This window comes from Nitrospirota bacterium (assembly GCA_026387665.1).
GTDB lineage: Bacteria > Nitrospirota > Nitrospiria > Nitrospirales > Nitrospiraceae > Palsa-1315.
The window spans coordinates 79,414-100,299 of the sequence record JAPLLG010000012.1 but is presented as its reverse complement, the minus strand read 5'-3'; the positions used below and the strand labels follow the sequence as shown (position 1 = coordinate 100,299).

Sequence of the window (20,886 nt, the reverse complement as noted above, 5' to 3'; positions counted from 1 at the left end):
ATGACGGACCTGTTCTGGCGACCAAGACCGATGAAGCCCTTCGCATCCCTGCGACTGCTCCTCTGCGTCGCAACCCTGGTCCCCCTATTCAGTTCCTGCACCGAAACGATCCGCCTGACGAAAACGGTCCATGACAGTCCAGACCGGTATGTGCTGTTGAATGCGCGTTACGGAGAGGATGTGAGCTGGGCAGTTAAACCCTTTGCCCATCCGCTGGTGATGGAGGAGCAGGATTGGGCGCGCCTGCTCGCGGGACTATCCGTCAAACCGCGCAGAGGGCTCCTGTCCATCGGGATGGCCCCCGATGCGCGAGAGGCCTTCGACAAGGAGGAGCGGCAATATCTGGCTCGCTACCTGGCGGAAGGCTTCGCAACGGCAAGGCCGGACCAGTGGGTCGAGTTCTTCCTCAGCCGCCGGCGCGACCATGACCTGGTCGAGATCACGTCCGGCGCGTTTTTCGCCACGAGCGACCGCATCCATCTCGTCTTGGCCAATTATCGCCATGCCCTCTCCATGCCGTTTATCCAGGAACAAATACGGCATGATCCGGTGCGGCCGGCCGGTGAGTCCTTCTATGAAGTGGTGCCGGGCTCCTACCACTCGGTGCAGGCCGTGGCCGGGAACATGAACCGGCCCCTCTTCTCGCACCTGTCAGATGTAGACATCCAGTACCGGGCTGTCCTATCTTCTTCCAACAGGCCTCGTGCGGAACAGGATGAATTCAACGCGCAGTCCGGGAGCAGCGAGAGCCAGTCCGATCAGATCCGGGAACGACTGAAGAGGCTCCAGAAACTGTGGGAGCAAGGCCTGATTACCAAAGAGGAATATCAGGCGCAACGGCAACGAATCCTGAACAGTCTGTAACCTGGGAATCAACCGGAACGAATTAGGATCTTATGTTTGACCTCATGAGTCACAGGACGCGTCAGGAACGACAACGATTCATGACCCCGGCGTCGGTCGGCATCGCCCTGGTCTGTCTGCTGGGGTTTGCGGGAGAAATCCACGAAGGGGCCGCCTATCAGATCGACCAGGCGGTGCGAGGCAGCTCGCTACGAGGCCATGTGACATTCAACGGACCGATGCCACGGCCTGAATGGTTGCGGGTTCCTCGCGACAGCGCGTTTTGCGGGGCTTCCATTCTGAAGGAAGCGCTGCACGTCGATCCGCAATCCCATGGAGTCGCAGAGGCCATCGTCAGCATTGAAGGCATCGAGAACGGCAAACCGTTCCCGATAGAGCAGGGCGTAAAAATAGAGAACCGCCGCTGCCGGTTTGTCCCGCGGGTGCAGGCCGCAGCCGTAGGGACAGCCCTGGTGGTCACCAATGAAGATCCGATCCTGCATAACACCAGGCTCCGCAGAGAAACCACCCAAGGCACGACCCTGTTGAATGTGGCGATGCCCAAGGGCGTGCCGCCCATCCACCGGACCCTGAACGAACCGGGCCTGCTGCTTGTACTCTGTGCGGCACACCCCTTTATGCGGGCGACGATCCAGGTCTTCGAGCATCCGTACTTTGCCGTCACCGATGCGGCCGGGAGCTTTGAAATCACAGCGATCCCGCCGGGAACGTACGTTGTGCGGGTCTGGCATGAGACGCTCGGCTTCAGCGAACACACGCTCACGGTTCCCGGAGGAGAGTCTCGCGCCTCGATGAACGTCGAATTAGAATTCTAGGAAGAATCTATGGTCTCTCGGTGGTTCCCTTCGCTGCTCCGCAGCAAGACAGCCTGGTCCCCTGAACAGCGGCTCATCTGGAGCCTCTCGACTGTGATCACCTTGCTCATGCTGGTGTACGGAGCCGTGCTCATCGGCAAGGAGCAGATTCGCACGCGGGAACAGGCGGAGCGGCGCGGGCTGGCCCTGGCGCGTGGATTGGTCTCCGTCGGCGGCACCGTGGTATCCGACAATCTGTACCTGGTGCAGCGATCCTTGACCGAGGGCGTCCGTGATCCAGACATTCGACGGGTCCTGGTCCTGGATGCGCAGCGCATGGTGATCGCCTCGGATCAGGTCGCCCTCATCGGCACGACATTGGCCAATGACATGTTGTGCGAGGCCGAGAAAAACGGCCGTGAGTACGTGTCGATCGGCGCCGATGAACAGGGCCAGGAGCGGATGGTGGTCTTTGAGCCAGTGCATGATACCGAAGAACGTGATCGCGCGCCTTCATCGGTGAACGGCTCCCAACTCAACGACCCGCAGCCTCATCCCGCAGGCTGGATCCTCGTGGAGCTGTCGCTTGAAGAGAGCAGGACACAAGCCTATAACATGCTCACGCGGCAGCTGCTGGCGACGCTGGTGCTGCTCCTGGTTACCGTCACGGTAGTCCGCAAAACCGTCCGGCGATTGAGCGGTGCGCTGCGAACCGCGGAGGACCAATTCCGTTCCATCGTGGAATCTGAACCGGAATGTGTCACCACCGTCAGCCTGGACGGCACCCTACTGTCCATCAATCCGACCGGCCTGGCCCTGGTTGAGGCCCACTCAGCCGACGAAATCATTGGACAACCTGTCGTGAGCCTGATCCATCCCGACGATCGCGCGGCATTTCAACAGGCCCATCACGCGATCTGCAAAGGTCAATCAGGGATCCTGTCGTTTCGGATGAGGGGGCTGCGCGGCGCGCTCCGGTGGGTGGAGGCGCATTCGGCTCCGCTGCGTGATACTCAGCAAAACATTATCTCCGTCCTGAGCATCAACCGCGACATCACCGACCAGCGGCGAATGGAACAGGCCCTGCATGACAGCGAGAGCCAGCTTCGGCAATCCCAAAAAATGGAAGCCATGGGGAAACTAGCGGGCGGCATCGCCCATGACTTCAATAACCTCTTGACGGTGGTGATCGGTTGCTGTTCGCTGCTGCGAAATCGGCTGGACATGAACGATCTGGTCCGCAAAAATGTGGAGCGGATTCAGGCCGCAGGGGAGCGGGGCGCCCTCCTGACCCAACAGTTACTGGCTTTTAGCCGGCAACAAGTGCTGCAGCCGCAAGTCTTGAACCTGAATGAGGCGATCGCGAATATCGTTCCGATGCTCCAGCCGCTCCTGGGCGAACACATCAAGGTGCTGTCGGTCTTCACGCGGGATCTGGGATTGGTGGAAGTCGATCCGGGGCAGATGGACCAGGTGATCATGAATCTGGCCGTCAATGCCAGAGACGCCATGCCGGACGGGGGGACGCTCACCCTAGAAACAGCCAACGTCGAATTGAAAGAGCAGACGGTTCATTTCCGTTCCATCATCCCGGCCGGTTCTTATGTGACGTTGACCATCACTGATACGGGCTGCGGGATGGATGCGGAGACCCAAGCCCGCATTTTCGATCCCTTCTTCACCACCAAGGAAGTCGGCAAGGGCACAGGGCTTGGCCTCTCCATGACCTATGGGATCGTCAAGCAAAGCGGAGGCGTCATCACGGTTCACAGCGAACCGAAGCATGGAGCCATCTTTACCCTCTATCTCCCCAGGGTAAAACCGGTGGCCCTGCCTGAAGAAAACGGTGCACGTCAGGGTCAGGCGGCAATGGGATCCGAAACGATTCTATTGGTCGAAGACAATGAGATGGTCAGGCAAATCAGCCGGGAAGCGCTCCAAGAGAACGGATATCAGGTCCTGGAAGCCTCAGGAGGCCCCGCAGCCATGAAACTCTGCCAGGCCTATGAGAAGCGGATCCACTTGCTGCTGACCGATGTGGTCATGCCGGGCATGAGTGGATGGGAGCTCGCCCATTCCATCCAGCCGATGCGGGTCGATATAAAAGTGCTCTACATATCCGGATATACAGACCTGGTCGAGAATCATCAGAGTGTTCTGGAGCCAGGCGTGGCGTTTCTCCAAAAGCCCTTCACGCCCAATGAGCTGACACACAAGATTCGCGAAGTGCTGGACGCGCCTCTGTCCTCGTAAGGGCCATAGCCGCCGACCTCAAAACGACAGGTTCTTATCCCGCTCCGCCACAGCCTTGATGTAATCCGGCATACCCTTGATGGCCGCACCAGCCACAAGGTCTGAATCCTTCATCTGTCTCGCCACCGCGCAGGCCCCGCAGACCCAGATGGGAATGTTCGCCGCTTGCACGGCCGCCAGCAGATCTTTCAGCGGCGTCAAATTCACTCCCGTCACGTGATCGGCGCTGCCCTTGCGCCCGAGCGTCACAGCTTCGTTCCATAGCCAGAGCACGACATCGTGCCCTTGCTCCTTCGCGACCTTCGCGGCAATAAACGGCAACGTCGCCATCGTGGGGTCGTCCGTGCCCCGGCTGCCTGAAATGATGAATGTCGCCATCGATTGATCCTCCGTTCCTCATCGTTCGTCTTTCGTATCTCGCGGGCGTGCTTCACACTCCGCGAGATACGAAAGACGCTTCACACGTGTTTCCTACTTCGGGCCTTTGAAATTTGCCTTCAGATACGCCATGACATCGGCGACACCCTGCTGCCCGATGGTCAACCCCCAATAGGGCATATTGGCGGATTTGCCCATCGCCGCGCCGCCATGATTGATCATATTATAGAGATACTCCGTCGGCACCTGATCGAATGCGATATTGGCATGGATCGCGGGCTTGGGGTCCAGACCTGACGCAGCCGGACCGTCACCCTTGCCGGTCGCGCCATGGCACTGCATGCAATATTCTTTATAGATCACCTTGCCACGACCGACGCTGGCCTTTCCAAATTCTGCGCTGGTCCAGGGTTCATAATATTTAAAATCGTTCACCCCCTGCACCATCAAGAACCCGATCACCGCGCGGAGCTGTGGCTCTGTCGCATCGGCCAGAAACTCCCCGCTATGAGGCACGAAGTCTTGTGGATTCTGCCCAAAACGGAAGAGCCAGTCCTGGTCGTACCTCTGTCCCGCCGCCACGAGGGACGCGCTCTGCGGCCCCCCGATGAACTTGCCGTTCTCTTCGATCACATGACAGCCGAGACAGGCATGCGCCTTGTAGGCCATCCCGCCAAACGTCGCCTCGAACTTCGTCACCTTGGACAGATCGAATGCGCCGATTGTCACTCGCGGATCCCTGTTGTGCTCGGCAAAATAATCGGCAATGGCCTTAGCCTCCGGCTCAGTGACCATCGGATGCTTGGAGGGAACCTCTGTCAGATCCCATCGATAGCCCTTGGCATACAAGGGCGCTTCCTTGCCCGTCAGCCACCGGATCAACCAGGACCGCTGATATTTACTGCCGACCCAGATCAGATCCGGCGCCTTCAGGTTGAAGCGGGAATCCGCCTTGCCTTCCAGCCTGTGGCATTGCACACAAGTCTGCTGAATGATCTCCTTCGCCCGCGACTGGTCACTACCGAACGACAATCGAGGTGATAGTCCCATCGCCGCGGCCAACATCAGCATGGTACCGACAACCATGACCCGTCTTCTTTGCATCATCATCCTCCTCCTCGATACCAATCATTCAGGAATGGTCCATCTGGTCGGTCTGGTCTATCTCGTCTATCTGGTCTAACCAAATAAACGAGACAGGCTAGGTAGGCCTGACAGACCGTCCCTTTTTCCCCGGTCACTGCCCTGCCTGGCGATGATGGGAATTAAGTGAGATTTCAACCCCGGCAGGCACTGCAATAGATTGATGCACGGTGCAGCCATGCGCCACTTTGAGCAGTCGCTCACTCTGTTCGACCGTGAGACGATGGGGCAGGTGAATCGCGAGGGTAATCTGGCCCACTCGATGCGGCTGTTCCGCCATAGTCCATTCCGCCTCGACGCTCAAGCCCTTGGTCGAGATGTGATGACGATCACAATAGCGACCGACGAAATATCCGACACAGCTAGCGATGGAACCGACGAAGAGTTCGACAGGGCTCATGCCGGCATCCTGCCCTCCCTCTTCGATCGGCTGATCGGTCACCACTCGATGGGCCCCACTCGTAATGTCGTAGCGGGTCCCACCATGGTATGCGACGGTGAGTGTCATATCGCCCCCTTCCAACCTCGTAAGCGAACCCGGCAACGGTTCGAAGTTCCTGGTTCTACGTTCGAGGTTCTCTGAGCTTCGAGCCGGGAGCTTCGAACTTCTGTGCGCGCGCTTCTCGCAAGTCCCGCACGAACGGCTCTATACGTTAGTACGGCGCATCCGCAGGCCGGCCGCCCTTCGGCCAGTCGCCAAGCTTGTCCACAAAGTCTGGACGGGGCTGGCTATTCACATAGGCTGCGACATCGTAGGCATCATCGTCCGACAGGGTCCACCCGACCGTGCGGGGCATATTCGACTTGATGAAGGCGGCGGCGACACTCACCCGCGCCATGCTCGCGGCAATGTTGTAGGACTGGGGCCCCCAGACAGGCGGCGCGGCCATCGTCCCCTGGCCGTCCGAGCCGTGGCAGAAGGCGCATTTGTTCGCAAATATTTTCTTCCCGTTGGTTGGGTCGAGAGGACGCCCTGACTTGATGTGTTGGAGGCCCCGCCAGGGCAACGTTGCCCCTTGCGGCACTCCATGCGAGAGCCAGGTGATGTAGGCCACGACGGCCTGCAGCTTGGAACTGTCCGGAGGGAGCGCTCGGCCGTTCAGGCTCCGCTCGAAACATTCGTTGATCCGATCGGCGAGCGTGTTCACCTTCGCGTTGCGGGAGCGGTACTCAGGATAAACCGACGCAAGACCGACAAACGAAGCCGCGTTCGGATTGAGCCCGCCGTCGAGGTGGCAGTTGGTGCAGTTGAGGCGATTGCCGACATAGGGCTTCGCATAGTCCTGCGTATCGACGACAATCTGATAGCCCAGCCGGATCTGCTCACCCAGCTGACTGCCAGGGATGGTTTCCGGAGAGGGTGGCATGAACTCGATCATAGCGCTCTCGATTTGGTCAGCCCCCCGAAGCTCCTCGGTCGTAACCCGCCTACCCGCGCCGGAACAGCTCACGAGCAGGGTCATCCCAAGAATAACCGACAATATCCGCATCATCATACTCCCCCATTGTGCCAAGACCGTGCCACTCACACAGACAACTTGCTGGTCACGTTACCTGTGAAATCAAACGATTAACCGTCAGGTCCCAATTCTGTTGAAGCAAATGGCCACAGTGCAGGCCATCTGATTGTTGCGGGATGCCACAGGAGGAAACTGCCAGGCGCGCTCACGCAGTCAGATTGAACCTTAGCCTATGAGATTCGCTTGAGGCTCAACATATAGCTCGTCACATCGTTCAGTTGCCTATCGTCCAACGGAAATTTCGGCATGAACGACCCGGGCGATACAGACTGAGGATCTCGAAAATGTTGTAGGTGCCATTCTCGTTCAGGCCTCTTATCGCCGACGTAGGACAGGTCTGGCCCCACCGCGCCCCCTTCACCGTGAATACGATGACAGCCGGCGCAGCCGAATTGACTAAAGAGGGCGCGCCCGCGCGCAAGAGCCGGATCCACACGCGGCACGGCATAGAGGTTCTTGAGCGAAATGCCCAGCAAGGAAAAGACCACGAGGAGAAACAGCACTCCCGAGACCAATGCCGCAGGGCGCTTGATCGGGTTGCGCACCGGATTCCTATCGATAAAGGGCCAGAAGAACAGGCCGAGCACAACGACCAGCGGCAACACCCACGTCGCTAAGGGTTCCAACGGCCCATGCACATACTTCAATAACTCGTAGTAGAAGAGGAAATACCATTCCGGCACCGGCACAAAACTCGTGTCGGAGGGGTTCGCCTTGTCGGTCAAGGGAAAGGGCACCAGCAGCGCCAGGCTCGACAGGATGGCAAAGACCGCCAGCATGACCACCGCGTCCATATAGACCTGCCGAGGATAGAATGTCTCGCGGCTGAGCGACGCCCGCTCATCCGTCCAGGGCCCGGCCGGCCCCACACGACGCAGAATAAAGAGATGCGCGGCGATCAAGGCGATCAGCAGGGCCGGCAGAAACAAGACATGGACGGCAAAAAAGCGTGACAAGGTGAGGGCCCCCAACAACTCCCCGCCCCGCATGACTTTCATCAGGAACTCCCCGACCAGCGGAACGGTGCCCACCATGTTGAGTCCGATCTGCGTCGCCCAGTAGGCCGTCTGGTCCCACGGCAACAGATAGCCGGTGAAGGCGAACGCCATCACGATGAGAAAGAGCACCACGCCGACCATCCACATCACTTCGCGCGGCGGCTTATAGGCTCCATACAAAAACGTCTGCAGCATATGCAGCCCGATCGCGACCACCATCCCCGACGCGCCCCAGTGATGGAGCCCGCGCACGAACGCGCCGAACGAAACCTGTTCTTCAATGAACTGGATGCTGTCGTAGGCATGGTCCGGCGTCGGCGCATAATAGATCGCGAGGAACATGCCGGTGATGGCCTGGAGCAGAAAGAGAAAGAGCGTGGCCGAGCCAAACACATAGATCCAGCTGGCGCCGCCTGGAATCGGCTCGTCGAGCAGGGTCCGTTCGACCGACTTGAGGTTCAAGCGGCGGTCGAGCCATGCATAGAGGGTGTTTCGCATCATTTTGGCTGACCCTTCGTCGCGCAGGCTTCGTGGTACAACTCGACTCGATTCCGCCCCCCGCGCTTGGCGTGATACATCGCTTGATCCGCCCGCGCAATGAGCGTCTCGACTTGGTCAATATCCGGAGATAACATCACCACCCCGATGCTGACCGTCACCGCAGTGGACTGCTGCTCCCACACGAACTGATCCTGTGCGATTTTCAGCCTGATGCGCTCGGCAATCTGCAACGCTCCGGCCTGCTCACACTCCACCAACCCGATCAGAAACTCCTCACCGCCATAGCGGCCGATGATGTCAGGCGGACGGATGATTCCCCTGGCTAGCTGCACCACGTGGAGCAGCACATGGTCGCCAAATACATGCCCATGCCGGTCATTGATTTTCTTGAAGTGGTCCACATCCAGAAACAACAGAGCGAAGGGATGCCGGTACCGCCGGCTCCGGTGAAATTCCAACGCCAGCGCCTCCATCAGCGCGCGCCGGTTGTTCACCGGCGTGAGCGAGTCCTGCCTGGAGAGGTCTTCAAGCTGCCGGTGGGTGCCTTTCAATTGCCCCAAACTGGCCTCCAACCGTTGCGTCGTCGCCCGATAGTAGGTCTCCACCACAAAGATCTCGTCGAGGGTAACGATCCTGTTCAACGTGAGGATCAGCGAGGAGAGCCTGAGCGCGTCTTCCGGATAACGAGCGGTCAGCCGTTGCACGATCAATTCGAAGAGCTTGTTGTACGCGCCTAAGTACCATTTCTGCTTCAGCCCGACCCGTTCATGCGTCAATCCAATTCGCAGCCGCCCCTCCGCATACTCTACCCCGGCGGCGGATTGCCCAAGGCTGAGCAAGTACTGGCGCTGCGCCCACTTGAGTCGGTCCACAAGCTTCCGGTCTGACAGGATCTCGCGCAGTTCCTCGAATTGCAGGAGATGGCCGTAGAATTCCCCGGTCAGCTCGTCGATATGGGAGGCAATCACGTCATGGATCTCAACGAGATTTTGCGCGTCTAGCTCGCCAAATGAAAGAAACGCCCGCCTCGTCTGCAGCTCCGCTGCAGTGATCTGCAGTTGATCGCATAAGCTTCTCGTCACCGGCATATCGCCTGCTTCAGCCATGCAGCCTTTCAGAAGCTTGACCTCTGTTACAGTTCAACGATGTCCTTCCGTCCGGACTTGAACTCTTTGTACATGACGAGCAGGCGGCCCGCTTCGATTTTCGTCGGCAAACGGTCCAAGGCACGGGGAGCCGGGCCAGCCAAGACCTCTCCTGTCACATCATAGACGCTTCCATGGCAGGGACACTTGAACTGCCGGTCCGTCGTATCCCAGTGATAGCCGCAGCCCAGATGCGTGCAGAGCGGCGCAAACACGGTGACAGCTCCGCCCGGCTGTTTAACTGCCCAGACAGCCTTCTGGGTCTTGGCCTCCATGTACCCGTCTCTGGCGATCGTCACATAGTCGAGCTGCGTCGGCTCTCCCTCCGGCAAAGCATCGAGCCGACCGACCTCAACCCACGATTGGGCTCGACGCCGCAACGCGGGCGAGATCACATAGCCGGCCAAGGGAATCGCGAGCCCGAACCCGACCAGCCCTGCCGCAACCTTCGTCACCCAACCAAAAAACGTCCGCCTCGAACCGACAGGCGTATGGTCCCCTCCCTCTTCAGGACTCCCCGGTTGCTCACTCACCATATTCCTCCGATGATCCTTTAGCAGTATGCTGAAAAAGTCCGCCAGCTTCGTTCGCGGCTCATCAAAATCCTCAACGTACCCCTGAGGGTACGCCTCCGGTTTAGACTCGCCTGCAGCCTTGCTGGACGGCCTTTTTGAGCATCCTGAGGTTGTGCTGACCCCAGCACCGTATGGACTACTTTGGCCATGTTTTTCGTATCAACCGAGCTTCCCCGCAGCCTGTTAGAGATTGTGGCAGAGATGATCACCGCAACCGCCGTTCCCGCTCCACGCACGTTCAACCGACAGGCCTGTGCAAATGCTACGCTCACACGGAATATCCTGCAAGGGCTGCAGCAGCCCAATGCTCCGACTAGACGGCCACCCTTATGGGGCACAGCGCAGGAAGATCTCCTCACAATGGTTCTCAGCCCCTATCCATTCCGGCACCGACTCGAATCGCACATCGGTCACGCGACCATCCTTGAGGATAACGGTTGCCCGGCAACTATGCGGGATGCTCCGTGCCCCGCTCGACTTCGCGCCAGGGATGGAGCGTTCAACGAGCTCGGCCTCCTCCTGATAGACCATCGTGATCAGCCCCTGCGACAGGCTCTCCCTTCGCGGCGCACCGGCACAGGCAAGGAGATCCTGCTTCGTCTTGCCCTTCAAGACATCCGCCATCCTTACGGCATCCGCTCGATCCGCCGGACCGCCGACACAGGCCGTGAGCAACAGCCCCGTCAGCGCCAGCATCCCCAGCTTCGTAAGCTGGCACACTCGCATAGAAAACGGGGCAGATACTGTGTTCATGCCGGCTTCTCCAACGTCACAATACCCAACACTTTCAAGATCACTGTCTCGTCGTACGGCTCGCTGACAGCGCTCCTCATCCCTTCTTCGTCTGGCAGGTATTGATTCCCAGCAAGGTCCAGGCCGGGCAAAAGCCGATCGCGCCCGTGATCAGGGCGATCGTCCCGACAACCAATGTGACACCGGTTCCTACCGGGGGCAACTCCGCAAAAGCTCCGATCCCGAGCAACGCAATCCCCAGAATGATCCGGATCGGCCGTTCAATTCCCCCTACATTGCATGTCATGACTGCACCTCCTTGATTGTGCTGAGGCTATCAGCCCACAGCTTTCAGCCATCAGCGCTCGGACTCAGAGGCTGTCGGGCTGATCACTGAAAGCTGACCGCTACTTCTCCACTCCGAATCGATACAAATCATGGCACGTCGTGCAGCGCACAGTCATGCTGGAGAGGCGCTGGAGAATCTGTTGCGGGGTCTCTTTCTGGACAACCGCATCCGCGAGGGCATCCATGTCTTTATGAATCGACATGCCCATCTGTTTGAACGGAAGCGGCAATTTCGCCATGAGCGCCGGATTCACGTCCGCCGCCATGCCCATTCCCCCCGATCGGGCCGCCATTTCAATCTGTGTTCGATCTGCCGCCTGATCCTGGCCAGCCAAACCTGTGACCACGCCATGGACCGCCTTCAGGAGCATCCGCATCTCGCCCAGGATCAGGTCTCGCTCTGCCGGCGCTAAGACAATTTGCATCCGTCCATCCGTGCCAGCCGTCGTCCACCCCTGCACGAAAAACCATCCAGCCACCACAATCGTCACGATCCACAGCCCCAACACGACCCGGCAGAGATTCGACCTCATCGGAGCCCGCTTCCCATGCCGCCAGTTTGCTCAGGCGCCAGCGTTCGCACATAGGCGAGCGCATCCCAAATCTCATCGTCCGTGAGTGCTTCCCTCCAGGCTCCCATCGCGGTATTCGGCTTACCGTCATGCACGCTCTTGAACAACCTCGCATCCAGCTTCCCTTGCACCGCCGGGGACGTGAGGTCAGCGACCGGAGGCGTGAACTTCATCGACCCATCCCCTTTCCCCTCGACTCCGTGACAACGGATGCAGATCGTCGAATAGATCACTCTGCCGCTGAGCACATCACGCTCCGGCTGAGATACATTCAACTCCCTCAGGCTTCCTCCGGCCATCGCCACAACCGCGAGACCGACCAATATAGCTTTCATCGCACCGCCTCCATCACAGTAAGATGCCTCTTCACTCTCATCCTCTATAACTCTTTGCGAGTGAGATGCCAGTCAGGCATGGAATTGTGCATGGCTAAACATCTGTACAAACAATATGTTAAGAAAGAAGACCCGCGGATTACGCCGACAGATCGCCGTAACTGGCGAGAAAGACCCCGCAGAGAATCCGGTCACTGTCGCAAGACGCCACAGAGGAGAGAGACTAGCGGGGTGCGGGAAAACCGTTTCGGCAGAACAGAACTTCGATGGCCTGCACGTCTAGACAAACCCGGTCTGGCTGGTTATCAAATTTATTTGGTCCATCTGGTTAGGCTCATGCAACCAAACAAACCAGACAGGCCAAACAGACCAAATGCACAAGACAGACTGGCAGACGTTTTTAGCATCCTGCTATCGGATGGTCGGCTCCAAGCTCACTCTCGCCTTCATAGAGCTGGAAATCAGGCAGTTCGCTTCGGCTTTCTCGATCAGCTCCTTCGCTTTGGCAACATCGGCGTTGGCCGGAAGCGTAATGATCGGCTTCAACGTGATAGCCGTGAACTGAAACTTCCCCTCGACCAATTCCAGCTTTCCTTCAGCCGCACTCTCGTAGGAGGTAAAGGCCAGACCTGCTCGCTCCGCCACTGATAAGAACGTTGTCATCAAACAGATGTTGGCGGACGCAACGAAGAAATCCTCTGGCGACCAGATGCCTTCATGCCCCTTGAACTCCGGCGGCGTCGCCACCTGGATATCCGGTTTTCCCGCACAGGAGATGACTCCCTTGCGCTGCTCTGTCCATTTCACCGCCATGTGATAGGTATAGGACTTCGGTCTTGTTTCCATGGCTCCTTCCCCTCTCTGCTTGGATTCTCGCTCGTACGTTTCACGATGCATGTTTCACGGCTCGCTCGTCGCAGCCACCTGCTTCTCGCCATCTGCCTCTGTCGTCCCATGAGGACTCGACCGTTTCATCAGGCTGACGTACAGAACCGGGATCACGACCAACGTCAGCAGGGTCGACGCGCCGACTCCAAACAGCAGCGATACCGCGAGCCCCTGAAAGATCGGATCGAGGATGATGACGAAGGCCCCGACCATCAGCGCCGCCGCGGTCAAGAGAATCGGGCGTGTGCGGATGGCTCCGGCCCGGATCACCGCTTCCTGCAAGGGCCAGCCCTCGCCCCGTTGCAGCTCGATGAAATCCACCAGCAGAATCGAATTGCGCACGATGATGCCCGCCAAGGCGATGAACCCGATCATCGACGTGGCGGTAAAATACGAGCCGGTGAGCCAATGCCCCGGTACGATTCCGATCAACGTCAGGGGAATGGGCGCCATGATGACGAGCGGCGTGAGAAACGACTGGAACTGACCGACGATCAAGAGATAGATCAGCAGCATGGCGAGGGCAAACGCGATCCCCATGTCCCGGAATGTCTCATAGGTGATCTGCCATTCCCCGTCCCACTTCACCGCCAGCCGACTCTCGGACCAGGGCGCCATCGCGTAATGCTGCTCGATCTCATAGCCTTCCGGCGGACGATAGGCTTTCAGCCGGTCGCCGATACCGAGTACCCCGTAGACGGGGCTCTCCGCCTTCTCCGCACCGGCCCCTCCGACATCGCCGACGACATAGACCACCGGCTTCTGATTCTTATGATAGATGGCTGTCTCTTCGATCGTCTGTTCCAACCGTAGAAGCTCCGACAGCTGCACCATTTCACCGGTCGGCCGCCGCACGGAAATTTCTCCGAGATGCTCTAGCCCGGTCCGCTCCGCCTGCGGCAGCCGCAAGACGATCTGGACAGGACTCTTCTCCTTGGGAATATGCACCAGGCCGATCTTGTCCCCGCCCAGCGCCATACGCAACGTCTTCACGATGTCGTCCGAGGGGACCCCTGCCAAGGCCGCCTTCGCATGATCAACCGTGAAAACATATTTAATTTGGTCGTGCTCCATGAAGTCGTCCACATCCGCTACACCGGGAGTGGCCTCGAACATGGTTCGAATATCTTTGGCCAGAGCCCGTTGCCGATCGTAGTCCGGTCCATAGACTTCCGCCACCAGCACCGATTGCACGGGAGGCCCCGGTGGCACTTCCACCACCTTCACGTTCGCGCCGAACCGGCGGCCGATCTCCTGCACGGCAGGCCGCACCAGCCTGGCGAGCTCGTGGCTCTGCGCCGACCGCTGATCCTTGGCCACCAGATTGATCTGAATATCGGCTTGATGGCTCCCCTCGCGGAGATAGTAATGACGGACCAGGCCGTTAAAGTTGAAAGGCGAAGCCGTCCCGACATAGGCCTGGTAGTCGCGTACTTCGGGAACCGCGCGCACGTATTGAGTCACGGCCTTCGTCACCCGCGCGGTTTCTTCCAACGTGGTGCCCTCGGGCATATCGACGACCAACTGCAATTCACTCTTATTGTCGAAGGGGAGCATTTTGACCGTCACGCTCCTCGTATAGAACAGCGCCACCGACGCGAACAGCAGCAGTACAATCATGCCCAGGAACGTATAAGCCAGCCAGGGGCGATTGAGCAACGGCGTGAGAACCCGTTGATAAAACCGATAGGTCCAGCCCCCTACCGCATCGTCATGCTCCAGGCCCTTCATCACCGCGCCTTCCCGGTAGCAGGTCTGGCAGAACCAGGGCACGACGACGAAGGCGACCAGTAAGGAAAAGAACATGGCGATCGACGCATTGACCGGAATCGGCCGCATGTAAGGTCCCATCAGGCCGGAGATAAAGGCCATCGGCAGGAGGGCCGCGATCACGGTGAAAGTGGCCAGGATCGTGGGATTCCCCACTTCGTCCACGGCATAGATGGAAGCCTCGAGGTGGGGACGGCGGCGCAGGGTAAGGTGCCGATAGGTGTTCTCCACCACGACGATGGCGTCATCGACCAAGATGCCGATCGAAAAGATCAAGGCGAAGAGCGTGACCCGGTTGATGGTGTAGCCGATCAGCATAGAGGTGAAGAGCGTGAGGGCGATGGTCACGGGTATCGCCAGCGACACGACCATCGCCGGCCGCATACCCAGGGTCAGCCCGAGAAAGAGCACCACCGCCGCGACGGCGATCAGTAGATGCCAGAGCAGTTCGTTCGCCTTCTCATCGGCCGTCTCGCCGTAATCGCGCGTGACCGTAACCCGCACGTCGGACGGAATGATCGTGCCCTTCAGCTCCTCGACGGTGCGGAGCACCTCGCGAGTGACGGTGACAGCATTCATGCCCCGCTGCTTGGCCACCGCCACGGTCACGGCAGGAGACTCTTCCTGTGCGTCACGTTTCACGTCTCCCGTCTTACGATCCCCCCCGGCTCCCAGGCCGAACCAGACATATCGCGTGACGTCGGAAGGGCCGTCGATCACGTCCGCAACCTGCCGGAGATAGATTGGCCTGCCATCGCGGACGCCCACGACCAATGCTTCGAGATCTTCGCGAGAACGGATGAAGCGGCCGGTTGCCAACACATATTCGCGGTTCTGACTTTGGAAGCGGCCGGCCGGCAGCGCCAGATTTTCTCCCCTAATCACGCCGGCCATATCGAGGGGCGTCACCCCATACGCGCGCATACGGGCCGGGTCGATCTGAATACGCAGTTCACGAGGGCGCCCGCCGACGAAAAATCCGCCCGCGGTCCCCGGCACCTTCTTCACCTGTTCGAGCACATGCTCGGCCAATTGATGGAGCTGGGCATCGCCGTAGCGGTCGCTGGACAGCGTCACCGTGACGATGGGCACGTCATTGATGTCCCGCGGCTTCACGAGAAAGGGGCCTGCGCCGGGCGGGAGCAGTTCCTGGTTGGACATGAGCTTATCGTACAGATCGACGAGGCTCTGCTCCATCGGCTCGCCGACATAGAACCGCACGATGATCAGCGCGCCGTTTGGCCGCGAGATCGAATAGACATATTCGACCCCTCGAATCTCGGAGATCTTGCGCTCGAAAGGTTTGGTGAGTTGTTCCTCGACGATCTTCGCGGATGCGCCGGGGAACGACAGGAAGACATCGGCCATCGGCACGACGATTTGCGGCTCTTCTTCTCGCGGGGTGACGACGACGGCGAACAGGCCGAGCAACAGGGCCCCCAATAAAATCAGGGGCGTGAGCTTACTCCCGATGAACAGACCGGCCAGGCGGCCTGAGAAACCGACGTGGGGCATAGCCAATGATTGACCCTTTACTCCTTACCCTTCACGATTTCGATCCGGGTTCCCTCGATGCCTGTACTGGCGTTCGCCAGGAGCCGTTCTCCGGCTGTCACTCCGGACAGAATCTCGATCGACTCGCCCACCGCGCGTCCCGACTTCACCCAGCGGAGGCGGGCCAACGAATCAGGGCCGACGATATAGATCCCTGTGAGCTCGCCGCGCTCGATCACGGCAGCGCGAGGCACGACCAACGTCTGACCGGTTCCCTTATCCAGCAACAGGCGCCCGAACATCCCGGTTTTGAGCCCCGCCGTGGGCGGCAACTCGACTTTGACCAGGAACGTATGGGTCGCAGGATCGCCCACCGGAAGGATTTGCGCCACCGTGCCGGAGAGGGTCTTGGAGCCGAGCGCATCGATCGTCACAGGAATCGTCTCGCCGCGCGAGAGAGCTTGGAGATCCCCTTCCGCCACCGTTGCCTCTAATCGTAATCGTTGCGGGTCTTCCATTTTGAGAAGCGGCTGTCCCGGGGATGCGATCTCGCCGGCCTCGATCTTCTTTTCCGTGATGACTCCGTCGAAGGGCGCCGTGACGATCGTGTAGCTCACCTTCGTGAGGGCGGCCCGTCGACTGGCCTCGGCCACTTTGAACGTACGGTCGGCATTCTCCTTCTCCTGCTTCGACACCGCATCCTCGCCGTACAGTTGCTTCATCCGAGCCAGATGCGCGAGGGCATTCTCAGACTCTGCTTGCGCCCGGGCGAGTTCTGCCCGTACATCACGGCTGTCGAGGACCACCAGCGTCTGGCCCTTCTTCACAGCAGTCCCCTCCCGCACCAGCAACTTTTCCACGGTCGATTGGATTTGGCTCGACAACGTCGCCTGCGCCACGGCTGTGATCTGCCCCGTCACTTCGACGCGGAGCGGAACTTGGACCGTCTCCACCTGTATCACTACCGCCTGGATCGACGCAGGGGCTGTCAAAGGCTGCCCCGGCTGGACCGGCTCCTCCCGGGAGTTGCAGGCCGAGAAAAGGACCGAGGTCGCTAGGACGAGCACAAGCCGGCACATGGCGACCTTTTCTTTCTGCTGAGTCACGATATCCATAGACAACGATCCATCCTCCTACTCACTCCTGCACGCCCAGCCTGCGCAAGAAGGCCATCATCGGACACCAGCCGGTGAAGGCGGACTGGATCTGATTCAGCGCCACAAACGCCGCAACATAATTCCAATAGGGGTGAACAACGGCCCCCAGCACAACCGCCAAGAGGACAAAGAGACCGGCAATCAGCCGCAACCATTCATTGAGCTTCATCGAATCACCTCCCGATTTACTCTACCTGTATGATCGACGAGAGCGGGAAAGGATTCACCGGCCGTTCATTCCCTGTTGTGAAAGTCGTCTCCTCGACCATAGTCAGTCCTATCAAAAGGCTGCCGTAGAACGCTGTCACAGCGACAACCCTCGTCAATAGAGGACACGCCGGTAAAAGATCTTCTTTGCCACCTCGGCCACGCCGATATACCCGACAACGATACAGAACAAGGCAACCAGAAACGATGCCGGCAACGGCACGAACCCTAGCGGCCCTCGTAACGGCGTATAGGGCAGCAGCAGCGTCAGGCCCACCACCGCGAGCGTCGCAACCAGCAGACCACGGCTCGGTCGGCTGCGCATGAACGGCCGACGACTCCGGACCACCAGCACGATGACCGAGGCGGAGATCACCGACTCCACAAACCACCCGGTCCTGAATTCCTCGACCCCGGCTTCCAGGAACCAAAGCAGCACACCAAATGTAAGATAATCGAAGATGGAGCTCACCAAGCCGAACGTGAGCATGAATTTTCGAATGAAGACGATGTTCCACCGTCTGGGCCGATCGATCAGCTCCTCATCCACGCGATCACCGGCGATGGTCATTTCCGGAATGTCGGTCAGAAGATTGGTCAATAATATTTGTTTGGGCAGCAGGGGCAGAAAGGACAGAAAGAGCGACGCCCCCGCCATGCTGAACATGTTGCCGAAGTTCGCGCTGGTCGCCATAAAAACATACTTCAAGGTGTTGGCGAACGTCCTCCGCCCCTCCTGCACGCCTTCGACAAGGATGCCAAGATCCTTTTCCAGCAACACGATATCCGCCGCTTCTTTCGCCACGTCCACCGCGCTTTCGACGGACACGCCGACGTCCGCCGCGTGCAAGGCCGAGGCATCATTGATGCCGTCGCCCCCATACCCGACCACGTGGCCTGCCTTTTTCAACGCCAGGATGATCCGTTCTTTCTGATTCGGCTCGACCTCGGCAAACACATGGACGTCATTCACGCGCGACACCAGCGCTTCATCACTCATCTGCCGCAAGTCTTCACCGGTCAAGAGGTGCCCATTCGACAAGCCGATCGCCTGACCGACATAGGCCGCAACGAGGCGATTGTCGCCGGTCACGATCTTCAGGCTGACGCCCAGGTCCTTGAGACGGCCGATGGTGCCCGGGACATCGGCCTTGATCGGATCTTCGAACACGAGGAATCCCAGGAACGTCATGCCCGCCTCATCGTCCTTGGTCATGCCCTCTTGTGCACCCATCTCGCGAGACGCAAGCCCGAGCACCCGCCATCCCTTGGCAGACCACTGCGCCATCTGCGCAAGGATGGTCTCCCGCACGACAGCCAACTCGACCAAGGTACCGTCCGCAGTCTCAGCGGTGGAACAGACCGCCAAGACATTCGCCAGAGCCCCCTTGGTCACCAGGAGATGGATGGTCGGCGTCGCGACTAACACCGACAACCGTTTGCGCACGAAGTCGTAGGGCTCCTCATCCAATTTTCGATAGGGGGTGAGATCGAACGAGCGAGCGGCACGGATGGCTTCGTCAATCGGGTTGAGAAATCCGGTTTCGAAACTCGCATTGAGCCCGCCGTGCAAGAGCACCCTCTCGCTCTGGTTGCCCGCGATATCGTAGGCGGCCTTCAGCCGGACGAGCCCTTCGGTCAATGTCCCGGTCTTGTCCGAGCAGAAAACGGTCATGCTCCCGAAATTTTCGATCGAGGCCAATCGCTTCACAATCACTTTCTGTTGGGCCATCCGCTTGGCCCCATGGGCCAAATTGATGCTGATGATGGCCGGCAGCAGCTGCGGGGTGAGGCCCACCGCGAGGGCCAAAGAGAACAGAAAGGCTTCGAGCACAGGCCTGGCCAGATACACGTTGACCGCAAATATGGCCACGACCAACACGATGGTCACTTCCAGCAGTAAATAACCGAATTGCCTAATGCCTCGCTCGAACTCCGTCTCGGGCGGCCTGAGCTGTAGCCGGCCGGAGACCTTCCCGAATTCCGTGTCCGATCCAATGTGCACCACGACCGCCGTACCGGTTCCGCTCACGACATGGGTCCCGAGAAAGAGACTATTCGTCCGTCGAGCCAGGGGACTATCGGCTGACAGGAGGCCGCAGACTTTCTCGACGGGATAGGTCTCGCCTGTGAGCGTCGCCTCGTCCACGAACAGATCTTTGGATGCAAGCAGGAGACAATCGCTGGGAATCGTATCGCCAGCCCTGAGCAGCACGACATCGCCCGGCACGACCTCTTCAACCGGCACAGCGACCTGGATTCCGTCCCGCCATACATCGGCTTTGATCTGCACGATCGCGAGCAGGCTGGCCACTGCTTGGTTCGCGCTCCGTTCCTGCCAGAACCCGAGCAGGCCACTGACGAGCACGATCATGAGAATAATCGCCGTGTCGCTCCGGTCCGCCAAAAAGAAGGCCAGCCCCGCGGCACCCAGGAGAATGAGGATGATCGGACTGGTAAATTGCCGGAATAACAGCTGATAGGTGGACAGCCGGCTCTTCGGTTTCAACAAGAGATGTGCATCGCGCACATGACGTCGCCGCGCCTCATCGCCGGAGAGTCCCTGGGGAACCGTCTCCAGCTGCTGCATCACCTCGGCCGATGGACGGCTCCAAAAACTCCAGGCATCAGACATCGTCAGAGCGATCCTTTCGGGCAACCTACGGCTCAGGCGTTCAGCAATTTTGTCACGCTCCACACCAGCAGCAACGCGTACACGCTCCCGAAAAACCACGGGAAGCTGATGGCGCGATGAGCCCACCACTGACGATGCTGGCGGAAGGCCCAGTTCGGCTCAAACACCGGGGGCTCGTTCCGTCGATCCTCAATCGGCTGCCGGAGCTCATGAAGCCGGTGGAGACTGGTCACCAGCTGCTCCGCATGCCACTCAGGCTCCTGCTCGACTCCTCTCAGTCGCCACTCCCACAGGGCATTCTGACCTGACAACCGGCCGAGGACGATCGCCATTTGAAGGCAGAGGAGAACCCCGAAGACACAGAGCAGCACAATCAGTACCGTGAAGGAGAAGGCCACGCGCTCCCGCGACAGGATTAGTCCGATCACCGCGACAAAAATAGAATGGGCCGTGAGGTAGTCGGAGAGCATCGTGTGATAGTCCCGCACCCCGGAGGTCCAGAGGGTGAGAAGGCGCTCGTACGTTGCGTCGAGATCGGTTTCGCCCAGTGCCATCATAGCCCTTCCTTCCACTGAAT

The 20,886-nt window shown here is 59.3% G+C and carries 20 protein-coding genes; 3 read left to right on the top strand and 17 right to left on the bottom strand.

Annotation, left to right across the window (positions count from 1 at the left end; translation table 11 throughout):
• The 3 genes from NT179_10645 to NT179_10635 are packed head-to-tail and all read left to right on the top strand — an operon-like array spanning position 1 to position 3,911.
• Positions 1-864, top strand: a complete 864-nt coding sequence (locus NT179_10645; GenBank protein MCX5722468.1) for an SHOCT domain-containing protein — start codon at positions 1-3, stop codon at positions 862-864.
• A 44-nt stretch (positions 865-908) separates the two neighbouring features.
• Positions 909-1,679, top strand: coding sequence for a carboxypeptidase regulatory-like domain-containing protein (locus NT179_10640; protein MCX5722467.1), 771 nt, complete (start codon positions 909-911; stop codon positions 1,677-1,679).
• A 9-nt stretch (positions 1,680-1,688) separates the two neighbouring features.
• Positions 1,689-3,911, top strand: a complete 2,223-nt coding sequence (locus NT179_10635) for an ATP-binding protein (protein ID MCX5722466.1) — start codon at positions 1,689-1,691, stop codon at positions 3,909-3,911.
• 18 nt (positions 3,912-3,929) lie between these two features.
• Here the strand turns inward: NT179_10635 and NT179_10630 are convergent, their stop codons facing one another.
• The 17 genes from NT179_10630 to NT179_10550 form a co-directional block, all read right to left on the bottom strand.
• Complete coding sequence (locus NT179_10630) at positions 3,930-4,289, bottom strand: DsrE family protein (GenBank protein MCX5722465.1); 360 nt, start codon at positions 4,287-4,289, stop codon at positions 3,930-3,932.
• Between the two features lie 93 nt (positions 4,290-4,382).
• A complete protein-coding gene (locus NT179_10625; GenBank protein ID MCX5722464.1) occupies positions 4,383-5,375 on the bottom strand; it encodes a cytochrome c in 993 nt (330 codons plus the stop codon).
• Positions 5,376-5,526: 151 nt separating this feature from the next.
• Positions 5,527-5,940, bottom strand: a complete 414-nt coding sequence (locus NT179_10620; GenBank protein ID MCX5722463.1) for an OsmC family protein — start codon at positions 5,938-5,940, stop codon at positions 5,527-5,529.
• A 145-nt stretch (positions 5,941-6,085) separates the two neighbouring features.
• Positions 6,086-6,811, bottom strand: a complete 726-nt coding sequence (locus NT179_10615; GenBank protein MCX5722462.1) for a c-type cytochrome — start codon at positions 6,809-6,811, stop codon at positions 6,086-6,088.
• Between the two features lie 311 nt (positions 6,812-7,122).
• Positions 7,123-8,451 carry a cytochrome b N-terminal domain-containing protein gene (locus tag NT179_10610; GenBank protein MCX5722461.1) on the bottom strand — a complete coding sequence of 443 codons (1,329 nt, stop codon included), beginning with the start codon at positions 8,449-8,451 and terminating at the stop codon, positions 7,123-7,125.
• A complete protein-coding gene (locus tag NT179_10605; protein ID MCX5722460.1) occupies positions 8,448-9,539 on the bottom strand; it encodes a diguanylate cyclase in 1,092 nt (363 codons plus the stop codon). The genes NT179_10610 and NT179_10605 overlap by 4 nt, the downstream gene beginning before the upstream one ends.
• Before the next feature lie 44 nt (positions 9,540-9,583).
• Positions 9,584-10,132, bottom strand: coding sequence for a ubiquinol-cytochrome c reductase iron-sulfur subunit (locus NT179_10600; protein ID MCX5722459.1), 549 nt, complete (start codon positions 10,130-10,132; stop codon positions 9,584-9,586).
• Positions 10,133-10,498: 366 nt separating this feature from the next.
• Positions 10,499-10,924, bottom strand: coding sequence for a hypothetical protein (locus NT179_10595; protein MCX5722458.1), 426 nt, complete (start codon positions 10,922-10,924; stop codon positions 10,499-10,501).
• A gap of 76 nt (positions 10,925-11,000) precedes the next feature.
• Entirely contained in the window at positions 11,001-11,210 is a 210-nt protein-coding gene (locus NT179_10590) for a DUF2892 domain-containing protein (protein ID MCX5722457.1), read from the bottom strand.
• A gap of 100 nt (positions 11,211-11,310) precedes the next feature.
• Positions 11,311-11,784 (bottom strand): hypothetical protein, encoded by a 474-nt coding sequence (locus NT179_10585; protein ID MCX5722456.1) that lies wholly within the window; start codon positions 11,782-11,784, stop codon positions 11,311-11,313.
• Complete coding sequence (locus NT179_10580) at positions 11,781-12,158, bottom strand: cytochrome c (GenBank protein ID MCX5722455.1); 378 nt, start codon at positions 12,156-12,158, stop codon at positions 11,781-11,783. The genes NT179_10585 and NT179_10580 overlap by 4 nt, the downstream gene beginning before the upstream one ends.
• A 411-nt stretch (positions 12,159-12,569) precedes the next feature.
• Positions 12,570-13,004: an OsmC family protein gene (locus NT179_10575; GenBank protein ID MCX5722454.1), complete on the bottom strand. Its 435-nt coding sequence runs from the start codon at positions 13,002-13,004 to the stop codon at positions 12,570-12,572.
• 54 nt (positions 13,005-13,058) lie between these two features.
• The gene (locus tag NT179_10570) at positions 13,059-16,331 is read right to left on the bottom strand and encodes an efflux RND transporter permease subunit (GenBank protein MCX5722453.1); all 3,273 of its coding nucleotides are present in this window, start codon (positions 16,329-16,331) and stop codon (positions 13,059-13,061) included.
• Between the two features lie 17 nt (positions 16,332-16,348).
• The gene (locus NT179_10565) at positions 16,349-17,425 is read right to left on the bottom strand and encodes an efflux RND transporter periplasmic adaptor subunit (GenBank protein ID MCX5722452.1); all 1,077 of its coding nucleotides are present in this window, start codon (positions 17,423-17,425) and stop codon (positions 16,349-16,351) included.
• Positions 17,426-17,447: 22 nt separating this feature from the next.
• The gene (locus NT179_10560; protein MCX5722451.1) at positions 17,448-17,636 is read right to left on the bottom strand and encodes a DUF2892 domain-containing protein; all 189 of its coding nucleotides are present in this window, start codon (positions 17,634-17,636) and stop codon (positions 17,448-17,450) included.
• A 153-nt stretch (positions 17,637-17,789) separates the two neighbouring features.
• Positions 17,790-20,309 (bottom strand): magnesium-translocating P-type ATPase, encoded by a 2,520-nt coding sequence (gene mgtA / locus NT179_10555; GenBank protein ID MCX5722450.1) that lies wholly within the window; start codon positions 20,307-20,309, stop codon positions 17,790-17,792.
• A gap of 32 nt (positions 20,310-20,341) precedes the next feature.
• Positions 20,342-20,866, bottom strand: a complete 525-nt coding sequence (locus NT179_10550; GenBank protein ID MCX5722449.1) for a hypothetical protein — start codon at positions 20,864-20,866, stop codon at positions 20,342-20,344.
• Positions 20,867-20,886: the final 20 nt, after the last annotated feature.